9 protein-coding genes are annotated in these 10,473 nt (G+C 39.4%); 2 read left to right on the plus strand and 7 right to left on the minus strand.

From position 1 onward, the window contains the following. Positions 1-167: 167 nt before the first annotated feature. The gene (locus tag K6V48_RS06880; RefSeq protein ID WP_222368710.1) at positions 168-1,007 is read right to left on the minus strand and encodes an undecaprenyl-diphosphate phosphatase; all 840 of its coding nucleotides are present in this window, start codon (positions 1,005-1,007) and stop codon (positions 168-170) included. 263 nt (positions 1,008-1,270) lie between these two features. Here K6V48_RS06880 and K6V48_RS06885 point away from each other — a divergent pair, with 263 nt between their 5' ends. Together K6V48_RS06885 and K6V48_RS06890 are read left to right on the plus strand one after the other, a co-directional pair. Then, positions 1,271-2,833 (plus strand): ABC transporter substrate-binding protein/permease, encoded by a 1,563-nt coding sequence (locus tag K6V48_RS06885; RefSeq protein WP_172018707.1) that lies wholly within the window; start codon positions 1,271-1,273, stop codon positions 2,831-2,833. Next, on the plus strand, positions 2,826-3,569 hold the full coding sequence (locus K6V48_RS06890) for an amino acid ABC transporter ATP-binding protein (RefSeq protein ID WP_024397007.1): 744 nt from the start codon (positions 2,826-2,828) through the stop codon (positions 3,567-3,569). Before K6V48_RS06885 ends, K6V48_RS06890 begins: the two co-directional genes overlap by 8 nt. 108 nt (positions 3,570-3,677) lie before the next feature. Here the strand turns inward: K6V48_RS06890 and K6V48_RS06895 are convergent, their stop codons facing one another. The 6 genes from K6V48_RS06895 to K6V48_RS06920 form a co-directional block, all read right to left on the minus strand. Further along, on the minus strand, positions 3,678-3,887 hold the full coding sequence (locus K6V48_RS06895) for a capsule biosynthesis transcriptional regulator (protein WP_024391394.1): 210 nt from the start codon (positions 3,885-3,887) through the stop codon (positions 3,678-3,680). 89 nt (positions 3,888-3,976) lie between these two features. Continuing rightward, on the minus strand, positions 3,977-4,879 hold the full coding sequence (locus tag K6V48_RS06900) for an SPFH domain-containing protein (protein ID WP_024397006.1): 903 nt from the start codon (positions 4,877-4,879) through the stop codon (positions 3,977-3,979). A gap of 9 nt (positions 4,880-4,888) precedes the next feature. Beyond that, positions 4,889-6,139, minus strand: a complete 1,251-nt coding sequence (gene ilvA / locus K6V48_RS06905) for a threonine ammonia-lyase IlvA (protein ID WP_172065554.1) — start codon at positions 6,137-6,139, stop codon at positions 4,889-4,891. Between the two features lie 771 nt (positions 6,140-6,910). Continuing rightward, positions 6,911-7,933: a ketol-acid reductoisomerase gene (gene ilvC / locus K6V48_RS06910; protein ID WP_024403876.1), complete on the minus strand. Its 1,023-nt coding sequence runs from the start codon at positions 7,931-7,933 to the stop codon at positions 6,911-6,913. Positions 7,934-8,074: 141 nt separating this feature from the next. Next, complete coding sequence (ilvN, locus tag K6V48_RS06915; protein ID WP_171989112.1) at positions 8,075-8,551, minus strand: acetolactate synthase small subunit; 477 nt, start codon at positions 8,549-8,551, stop codon at positions 8,075-8,077. After that, positions 8,544-10,253 (minus strand): acetolactate synthase large subunit, encoded by a 1,710-nt coding sequence (locus tag K6V48_RS06920; protein WP_404830140.1) that lies wholly within the window; start codon positions 10,251-10,253, stop codon positions 8,544-8,546. The genes ilvN and K6V48_RS06920 overlap by 8 nt, the downstream gene beginning before the upstream one ends. Between the last annotated feature and the right edge of the window lie 220 nt (positions 10,254-10,473).

A 10,473-nucleotide genomic window follows, 5' to 3' on the forward strand; every position in this document is an offset into this window, starting at 1 on the left:
GATATTATTAATTCTCATACAAATCTCTTCCCATTATACTAAAATGCCTCTCGAAAAACAAAAAAAAAGCAAGTTTCTAAACTTTCTGCCTCAACTATAGAAAAACGGCACAAGAAAAGCCTAGAACTACAATCTAGACTTTTTTCCGATTTAACAACTAAATTATCTCATAAAATAAATGTGAAAAATGAATAAATCAGTAAGATAGCACCCAAAACAATCCGGTAGTAACCAAAGACTGTAAAATCATGTTTTTTCACGAAATCTGTCAACATTCGAATGACAACTACTGAAACTATGTAAGCAGTCACACTTGCTACCAATAATATCACAACTTGTTCAAGTGACAAACTATTACCATCTAAAAAGTATTTTACAGCTTTTAATCCACTGTAGCCAAACATCGTTGGAATTCCCAAAAAGAAAGTAAAGTCCGCGGCAACAGAACGACTTGTCCCAAGAATAATTGCGCCCAGAATAGTTGCACCAGACCTACTTGTACCCGGTACAATACTTAAGACTTGAAAACATCCAATCAGTAAAGCTGTTTTATAGGACATTTTTGCCAAATCCGTCACTTGTGGTTCAACATCTTTGTTACGTTTCTCAATCCAAACAAAGGCAATACCATAAACAATCAGAGCAATCGCAATCGGCACCATAAAATTGAAATGCGCTTCAAACCAATTATCTAAGGGAACTGCAATGATAATGGACGGAATACAAGCAAGTACTACCTTTGCCCACAATTGCCAAGTTAAACGAATTTCTTTCTGCGTTTTTCCAGGTTGAAATGGATTAAGTCTTTGGAAGTAAATTGTAATAACCGCTAGTATTGCTCCCAATTGGATCACAATATTAAACATCTCAATAAAACCAGCACTTTGTTTTAATTGAATAAATTCTTGCACTAATATCAAATGGCCGGTAGATGAAACTGGCAGCCACTCAGTTATCCCCTCAATAATACCCAAAAAGATGGCTTTCAAAATCTCTATTATCATGATAACTCCTTAAGATAAATTCTACTTATTATACCACAAAAATAAATATCCCCAATTAAAAATTATCATGCACTCAGTAAAAATTTTGTAAAAAACTATCTCTCAGAGCCAGCTGATTCATTATCAGATAAGTATTCAAATTTGCTATTTTCAAACATTTTCATATGGAATTTCCATACAATTTAAGTTAATAAATAAAACAAGCATATTGAAATTTTTCAGAATTTTTTATACAATAGTATAATACATTTTACTAAGGAGATTTTATGAAACATAAAATTAGTATACTCCTGCTAAGCTTATTAGCTGTTTTTTCAATAACAACTGGAGTAAAAGCAGATGAATACCTTCGTGTCGGAATGGAAGCTGCCTATGCTCCTTTTAACTGGACACAGGAAGATGATAGCAACGGTGCAGTTCCAATCGAAGGAACCAACCAATTTGCCAACGGATACGATGTCCAAGTAGCGAAAAAGATTGCTGAATCGATGAATAAAGAATTGCTTGTTGTCAAAACCAAATGGGAAGGTTTGGTTCCTGCCTTAACATCTGGAAAAATTGACATGATTATCGCTGGTATGAGTCCAACTGAAGAGCGGAAAAAAGAAATTGCCTTCTCAGATAGCTATTATACTTCTATACCAACCCTTGTTGTCCGTTCAGATAGTCAATATGCAGATGCAACTAACTTATCAGATTTTGCTGGTGCCAAAATCACAGCTCAACAGGGTGTCTATCTTTATGATTTGATTGATCAAATTGAAGGGGCTGATAAACAAACTGCGATGGGCGATTTCTCCCAAATTCGCCAAGCACTTGAAGCTGGTGTGATTGATGCCTATGTTTCTGAGCGACCAGAAGGACGTACCGCTGAGGCTGCCAACAAAGCTTTCAAAATGGTTGAATTGACAGATGGCTTTGAAACAAATGCCGAAGACGTTACGATTGCAGTTGGTATGAGAAAAGATGATACTCGTATCACACAAGTAAACGAAGTGTTAGCAGCTTTTTCTGAAGCAGATCAAATCGCACTAATGGATAACATGATTGAAAACCAACCTGTTGAAGAAGCTTCAGCTGAAAATCCAAGTTTCTTTTCTCAAGTTTGGAAAATTATTGTTAACAATTGGCAACAGTTATTACGCGGAACAGGAATGACCCTACTAATCTCAATACTTGGTACAATTATAGGTACAATTATTGGTCTTCTCATCGGTGTATTCCGTACCGCACCAAAAGCAGCTAACAAAGTTTTAGCAATCGGACAGAAACTCTTAGGTTGGATTATCAATGTATATATTGAAGTGTTCCGTGGCACCCCAATGATTGTACAATCGATGGTTATCTACTATGGTACTGCCCAGGCTTTTGGTCTCAACCTTGACCGTACCTTAGCGGCTATCTTTATCGTTTCTATCAATACCGGTGCTTACATGAGTGAAATTGTACGTGGTGGTATCTTTGCTGTTGATAAGGGGCAATTTGAGGCAGCAACAGCTCTTGGATTTACCCACAATCAAACCATGCGTAAAATCGTACTCCCTCAAGTTGTTCGTAACATTTTACCGGCTACTGGTAATGAGTTCGTTATCAATATCAAAGATACTTCTGTTTTAAATGTAATCTCTGTGGTAGAACTATACTTCTCTGGAAATACGGTTGCAACCCAAACCTATCAATATTTCCAAACATTTACTGTTATTGCTATTATCTACTTTATTCTAACCTTTACTGTAACACGTATTCTACGTATAGTTGAAAAACGCTTTGACATGGATACGTATACAACAGGCGCAAATCAAATGCAAACGGGGGTCCTCAATGACTAATAATACTATCTTGGAAATTAAAAATCTTAAAAAGTCATACGGACAAAATCAAGTACTTAAAGATATTTCTATTACAGTTGAAAAGGGCGAAGTTATCTCTATCATCGGCTCTTCTGGTTCTGGAAAGTCTACTTTCTTACGTTCTATCAATCTCTTAGAAACACCAACTGATGGACAAATCCTTTACCACGGACAAGATGTTTTGGCAAAGGGTTATAACCTACCTCATTACCGAGAAAAACTTGGTATGGTGTTTCAATCCTTTAACCTCTTTAACAATTTGAATGTTTTAGAAAATGCGATTGTAGCTCAAACAACCGTCCTAAAACGTGAACGGTCAGAAGCTGAGCGCATTGCTAAGGAAAACCTTAACAAGGTAGGGATGACTGAGCAGTACTGGACAGCTAAGCCAAGTCAATTGTCTGGCGGTCAAAAACAGCGTGTTGCTATTGCTCGTGCTCTTTCTATTGATCCCGAATTGATTCTATTTGACGAACCAACCTCTGCTCTCGATCCTGAAATGGTTGGTGAAGTCCTCAAAACGATGAAAGACCTAGCAAAATCTGGTCTAACTATGATTATCGTAACTCATGAAATGGAATTTGCGCGTGACGTTTCCGATCGTGTCATTTTCATGGATAAAGGAATTATTGCCGAAGAAGGTAGTCCAAAACAAATTTTTGAGAATCCACAAGAAGAGCGTACCAAAGAATTCCTCAAGCGTTTCTTAGGATAATTGAGATTTTTGAATAGGAACACATTCACGATACCAGGTCACCCTGGTATCTTTTTTATGGAAAAAAGAGGCCTCCTTATCGGAACCTCTTTTTTAAAACTACATAGATTAGTTTTCAAATTTTTTGTGGTTTTTATCGTAAAAGTCAATCAAACCCAATGCAGTTGCAAATGAGATGTTATCAATCTTAGCACGGCCTTGTGCAAGAGCGATGACTGACATTTCACGAGCATTAGTTTCTTTACTAATACGGTAGCCAGTGATTTTCTTTTCACGTACCCAGTTAACTACTGCAGCAACTTTTTCGTAACTTGTCATGAGAAACCCCTTTCCATTTTATTCGTGCAACTTAGTATAATACAGCCTTGCACATTTTGTCAAGCAAAACATTCGGTTTTTGCCAAAAATTACTTAACTTTTAGAGCGGATAGTATTTGAGTCCGAATGTCCTCAACTCCTTCTGGATTCCCAGGAAGGAAAATTGTATTATTACCTCCTTGTGCAAAATTATTTAAAGTGTCCAAATATTGGTTCGTCAACAGAATTGACATGATTTGCTCTTCCGTCAAACTGACATTGGATTCCTTCAATTCACGAATCGAATCTGCTAAACCATCCACTATAGCTTTACGTTGGTGAGCAATCCCCACACCATGTAGGCGATCTTTTTCAGCTTCTGCCTCTGCGGCAGTAACAATTTTAATTTTATCTGCTTCTGCCAATTCCTGAGCCGCAACCCGTTTGCGCTGAGCTGCGTTGATTTCATTCATTGATTGCTTCACTTCTGCATCTGGTTCAACCTTTGTAATCAAGGTTTTTACAATAACATAACCATAGGTTGACATCTCTTCAGCTACTTGCCTTTGAACTTCTAGGGCAATTTCATCTTTCTTTTCAAACAATTCATCCAAAGTCAATTTAGGAACTGATGAGCGTAAGGCATCTTCAATATATGATTTGATTTGTGCCTCTGGATGCATGAGTTTATAGTAAGCATCCGTCACATTATTCTCATTAACTCGGTACTGAGTTGCTACATTCATTGTCACAAAAACATTGTCCTGTGTTTTTGTTTCAACAATAATTTCACTTTGTAGCATCCGTAACTGAATTCGGGCCGCAATCACATCTACACCAAATGGAATTTTAAAGTTAATCCCAGATGTTGATGTTTTTTGATACTTACCGAATCGTTCAATGATAGCAACAGTCTGTTGCTTAACCACATACAAACCTGAAAAGAGCAAAATCAAAGCGATAAATAATACAAACAGCACCACAACAATAAAAATAATTGAACCAGTAGACATAGTAACCTCCTAAACTAGCATTTTATAAAGCGAATCATTCTCATGCAAATTGATATATTGAGGATCAAATTGTTCTAGTCGTGCAATAAACTCAGCGTAATCCCTCTTATCACCCAATGCAATCCCTATTAAAACCGGACCCGTTCCTTTATTCGCACGTTTTATGTATTCAAACCGTGTAATATCATCATTCGGACCTAAAATGTGGTTAACAAATTCACGAAGAGCTCCCGGTCTTTGAGGAAAATTGACCACAAAATAATGTTTTATCCCCTCATAAATTAGAGCACGCTCTTCCATTTCTGGCATACGGTTAATATCATTGTTTCCTCCAGAAATGATACAGCAAATCGTTTGGCCCTTTATTTGATCCTTGATTACTTCAAGTGCCGCAATTGTTGCTGCGCCAGCAGGTTCAGCAACAATTCCCAATTTTGAATATAGATCCAAAATGGTTTCCGAAATCCGACCCTCGTCAACGCCAATCAGTTGATCAACATTTTTGCGCGCCACTTCATAAGTTGTTTTCCCAACTTTTTGAACAGCAATACCATCTGCGAATTTATCAATATGCTCCAACTTAACAGGGCGACCTTTATCAAAAGCAGCCTTCATCGACCTTGCACCACTCGCCTCTACGCCAACAATTTTAATCTCAGGTGCTTGGTCTTTCAGATAGGCAGAGACCCCAGCAATTAGACCCCCTCCACCAACTGGGACGAGTAGCTGATCAAAACTCACAGACTGCTCTTCGGCTTCCTCAAGAATTTCATAAGCAACAGTACCTTGGCCAGCTTGTACATTGGGATCATCGAAGGGGTCAATAAATGTTTTTCCCGTTTCCTCAGTGTACTTCATCGCCGCTGTAGCCGACTCATCAAAGGTATCCCCAACCAAACGAATCTCGACAAACTCTCCACCAAAAAACTTAACTTGTCCAATTTTTTGTTGAGGTGTCGTTATTGGCATAAAAATTGTTGCCGGAATCTGCATTTCTTTACAGGTATACGCTACCCCTTGGGCATGGTTACCAGCAGATGCGCAAACAACTCCATTCGCTTTGTCTGCATCTGTCAGTTGTGAAATGGCATAATAAGCACCGCGAATTTTAAACGAGCGAACGCGCTGTTCATTTTCTCTCTTGATATAGATGCTTGCTCCATATCTTTCAGATAAATAGCGGTTAAAATCCAATGGAGTCCGGACGACAACGTCTTTCAGAACTGAATACGCTTGTTCAATATCTCTTGCTGAAATCATAATGCACTTTTTTCTTTCTATTTATATCTATTGTACCAATAATGCAAAAATAAATATAGTATTTATACTTAAATATTCTATTTTTTATTATACCAGTTTTTTAATCACTTCAAAAATAAATATCCAAATCAGTGAACCGCCATAGAGAGGGTGACATCGCATCCAATAAATGACTTAGTTACTTGAATTAGCTTTGATACACCTTCACTTTCGGCTTGCCGTACTCTAGTATTGCCTGCACCTCAGTACCTTGTCTGGAAACTAATTCATTCGACTATACAAACTGCTTTTCATTTATTTCTTTTCATTACAATGTTGAGTCAATTCTCGGAAATATACTGAAAATATTCTTTTAATTTTCTAAACAACTTTCCAACAATGACCAAAAGAGCCGGGCAAGCCAGCTCTTGTAGTTCTATCAATTAAACAGAGGATTGGAATCTGGCAGTTTGGGAAACTGTCAGAGGGGAGTTATAGGGCTTGACGATAGGCAAGCCTCTCTTTTGCCTAGCCATAGACTTCCTCGCTCTTTCATTTTCAGGCAAGGGCTAAAACAGTTTCCTTCCATTACCTCGCTTTTCAATTTCTGGGCGAGGGCTAGAATAGCCTACTGGACTTCCTCGCTCTTTCATTTTCAGGCGAGGGCTAAAACAGTCCAAACATGTCTTTCCTCGCTTTTCAATTTCTAGGCGAGGGTTAAAATAGTCCCCTTCCCTTACCTCGCTTTTCAATTTCTGGGCGAGGGCTAGAATAGCCTATCCGCAGGCTATTCTAGTTATAAATCTTGAAGGCGTCGTCGTCGTTGCGTCCGACAAATGGCATTGCTTTGCGGAGTTCTGCACCAACTTTTTCAATTTCAAGATTTTCTGCTTCTTTACGATATGCTTCCATACGTGGGCGGCCTGCTTTATAGTCATTTACAAAGTCATTTGCAAATTTACCTGACTGGATATCCGCAAGAACTGCTTTCATGTTTTCTTTCACTTGATCAGTAATCACACGTGGACCTGATACATAGTCACCGAACTCAGCAGTGTTTGAAATAGATTGGCGCATTTTCTTGAAACCACCTTCGTAAACAAGGTCAACAATCAGTTTCATTTCATGCAATACTTCAAAGTAAGCTAATTCTGGTGCATAGCCAGCTTCTGTCAATACTTCAAAACCTGCCTCCATCAGTGCAGTTAAACCACCACAGAGAACTGCTTGTTCACCAAACAAATCTTCTTCTGTTTCCTCTTTGAAAGTAGTTTCCAAAAGTCCTACGCGAGCTGAACCCACACCTTTTGCCCAATCCATCGCAATATGTTTCGCATTACCAGTAGCATCTTGATATACTGCGTAAAGAGCAGGCACACCAAAGCCTTCCTCAAATGTACGACGAACCAAGTGACCTGGACCTTTTGGTGCACACATGAAGACATCCACATCTGCTGGTACCTTGATAAATTCAAAGTGAACGTTGAAACCATGGGCAAAACCAAGGGCATTGCCCGCTTCCAAGTTTGGAGCAACTTCGTTCTCATATAAATCTGCTTGAATTTCGTCTGGAGCCAAAATCATAATGACATCAGCTTGTTTTGTTGCTTCTGCAACTTCAAAAGTTTCAAAACCATCTTCTTTTGCTTTGTCAAATGACTTACCTGCACGAACACCGATGATGACATCATGGCCTGTATCACGCAAGTTTTGTGCATGTGCATGACCTTGCGAACCATAACCGATAACGGCGATACGTTTGCCATCAAGTGCTGCTACTGTTACATCTTTTTCATATTGCATTTCTACTGTCATAATTCTTTCTCTTTTCTATATTTTATTTGTAGTTTTATATTCTCAAAGATAATAAACGCTAGATTAAGCGACGAAGGCGATGATAGAACGATTGTTCATCAAGCCTAGTCAACGAAGTATAGTGTTTATTATCGAAGTGCATTAGTCTCTACTAAAGCCAGTCGCGCCCGTTCTTGCGATATTCTTGATTCCATAAGGTTGAATTACGCGTAAGAGTGCTTCTATCTTATCTCCATCACCAGTCATTTGGATGGTAATAGAGTGTGGTGCTACATCTACAACATTTGCTCTAAATGGCTGAATAATTGCTAAAATTTCTGCTCGTTTTGTAGGTGGAGCTGAAATCTTAACAAGAATTACTTCGCGCTCTAGGTGAGGTATTTCGGTCAAGTCGCGGACACGGACTACATCAATTAAACGATTCAATTGCTTAATAATTTGTTCGACTTCGTCAAGGTTTTCAACATCCACTATCACCGTCACACGGGAGACATCTTTTACCTCTGTCGGTCCAACAGATATGGATTCAATATTGATTTGACGGCGAGATAGTACACCTGTAAAGCGGTTAAGAACACCAGATGAATTCCGTAATTTTGCTGTTAACATTCTACGCATTGAACTTCACCCCCAACATTTCCGCATTACTCTTACCAGCTGGCACCATCGGTTGTACATGTTCCCGATTGGAAATATGTATTTCAATCAACATTGGCTTATCTTCTAGGATAACTTCCATATCTTCGCTCAGTGTCACTGGATTGTTAAAACTATAATGACTAATGCCATAAGCTTCTGCCAACAATTGGAAATTTGGTTCATCATCAAAGACGGATTGACTGCGGCGTTTTTCATAGAATGATTCCTGCCATTGCCGAACCATTCCAAGAGAATGGTTATTGATCAATACAACCTTTATCGGTACGCCATAACCATTCAGAATAGCCAATTCTTGGTTGGTCATTTGAAATCCTCCATCACCAACAAAGACAATTACTTCTTTATCTGGATTAGCTAATTTGGCACCGATAGCTGCCGGAATACCAAATCCCATGGTACCCATGCCACCTGATGTTATCAGCTGTCGAGCATGTTTGTAAGGGTAAAATTGGGCAGCCCACATTTGATGCTGACCAACGTCTGTCACGACAATGGCATCCCCTTGCGTCAACTGACCAATTAATTCAATTGCCGCCTGTGGCTTAATAACCTTTTCATCTTCATCATACCAAAATGGCGCCCGACGTTTGTTTTCCAATACTTGTGCCGTCCAATCAGCATAGCCTGTTTCAACTGTTTCTAAAGCAAGCAGATCTTTCAAGGTTGCCTTAGCATCGCCCACTACTGGAATAGCCGTTTTGACAACTTTACCAATTTCAGCGGGATCAATATCAATATGTGCTACCGTCGCATTTGGCGCATAGGTTGTTGGATCTCCTGTTAGGCGGTCATCGAATCGCGCTCCAATATTGATAATGTAATCAGCCTGATCCATAGCCATATTGGCAGCATATGAACCGTGCATACCACCCATGGCTAAAGATAGTTCGTGCTCAATTGGCATCGCCCCCAACCCTAGAAGGGTTGAAACAACTGGAATACGGTAGCGCTCTGCAAAGGCAACTAATTCTTTGTTGGCATCTGCATAGTTGACGCCACCACCAGCCAATATAACTGGTTTTTGAGCTTGGCTAAGCTGTTTCAAAATTTTCTTAACCTGCAAACCATTTGGTTCAACTGTCGGTTGGTAACTTGGTAAATGCAGAGCAGGATCATGGTAAGATTCTACGATCTTCTCTTGAATATCTTTCGGGACATCAATCACAACTGGTCCAGGACGACCTGTAGTCGCAATATGTAGCGCTTCTGTAATCACTCGAGGAATATCTGCCGTGTCACGAATCTGATAATTATACTTGGTAATCGGCATGGTCATACCTAATACATCCGCTTCCTGAAAGGCATCTTTACCAATCCCTCTTGTCGCTACTTGTCCACTAAATACTAATAGTGGCACGCTATCGCCCATGGCATCAGCAATCCCTGTAATGGCATTTGTAGCCCCCGGTCCTGAAGTGACAATCGCTACGCCCACCTTTCCTGATGATTTAGCGTAACCTTCTGCTTCGTGTACGGCACCTTGCTCATGACGAGCCAAAATATGCTGAATGCCCTCATACTGATGGATAGCATCATACAGTGGCAATACTGCTCCCCCTGGATAACCAAAAACAAGGTCCACTCCAAGTTGATGCAAGGTATCTAAGATTAGAAACGATCCCGAACACGGTTGATCCAATTGAATTTCTTGCACAAACATTCCTCCTCCCTACAAACGTGGTATCTACTATAATAACACACAGTGTTAGAATGTCAAGGAATATTCTGAAAATTCCTACATTTGTTCGACCTTTTTGCCTGAACCCAAATTTCAAGTTGAAATTAGCCACCCATAAGAAATTCACTCGGCGACTTGTAGTCCAAGCATTTTTTAGGGTAGTTGTTAATCCAATTTTCGATAAAAGCGACTTCTTTCGAGG

Origin of the sequence: Streptococcus suis, assembly GCF_019794555.1 — a bacterium.
In the GTDB taxonomy this organism is placed as follows: domain Bacteria; phylum Bacillota; class Bacilli; order Lactobacillales; family Streptococcaceae; genus Streptococcus; species Streptococcus suis_AB.

Bases quoted from the DNA above. Each gene is read 5' to 3' on its own strand.
- K6V48_RS06885 (WP_172018707.1), top strand. From the start codon at position 1,271: ATGAAACATAAAATTAGTATACTCCTGCTAAGCTTATTAGCTGTTTTT.
- ilvA (WP_172065554.1), bottom strand. From the start codon at position 6,139: ATGATTTCAGCAAGAGATATTGAACAAGCGTATTCAGTTCTGAAAGAC.
- ilvN (WP_171989112.1), bottom strand. From the start codon at position 8,551: ATGCGTAGAATGTTAACAGCAAAATTACGGAATTCATCTGGTGTTCTT.
- ilvC (WP_024403876.1), bottom strand. From the start codon at position 7,933: ATGACAGTAGAAATGCAATATGAAAAAGATGTAACAGTAGCAGCACTT.
- K6V48_RS06920 (WP_404830140.1), bottom strand. From the start codon at position 10,253: ATGTTTGTGCAAGAAATTCAATTGGATCAACCGTGTTCGGGATCGTTT.
- K6V48_RS06895 (WP_024391394.1), bottom strand. From the start codon at position 3,887: ATGACAAGTTACGAAAAAGTTGCTGCAGTAGTTAACTGGGTACGTGAA.
- K6V48_RS06900 (WP_024397006.1), bottom strand. From the start codon at position 4,879: ATGTCTACTGGTTCAATTATTTTTATTGTTGTGGTGCTGTTTGTATTA.
- K6V48_RS06890 (WP_024397007.1), top strand. From the start codon at position 2,826: ATGACTAATAATACTATCTTGGAAATTAAAAATCTTAAAAAGTCATAC.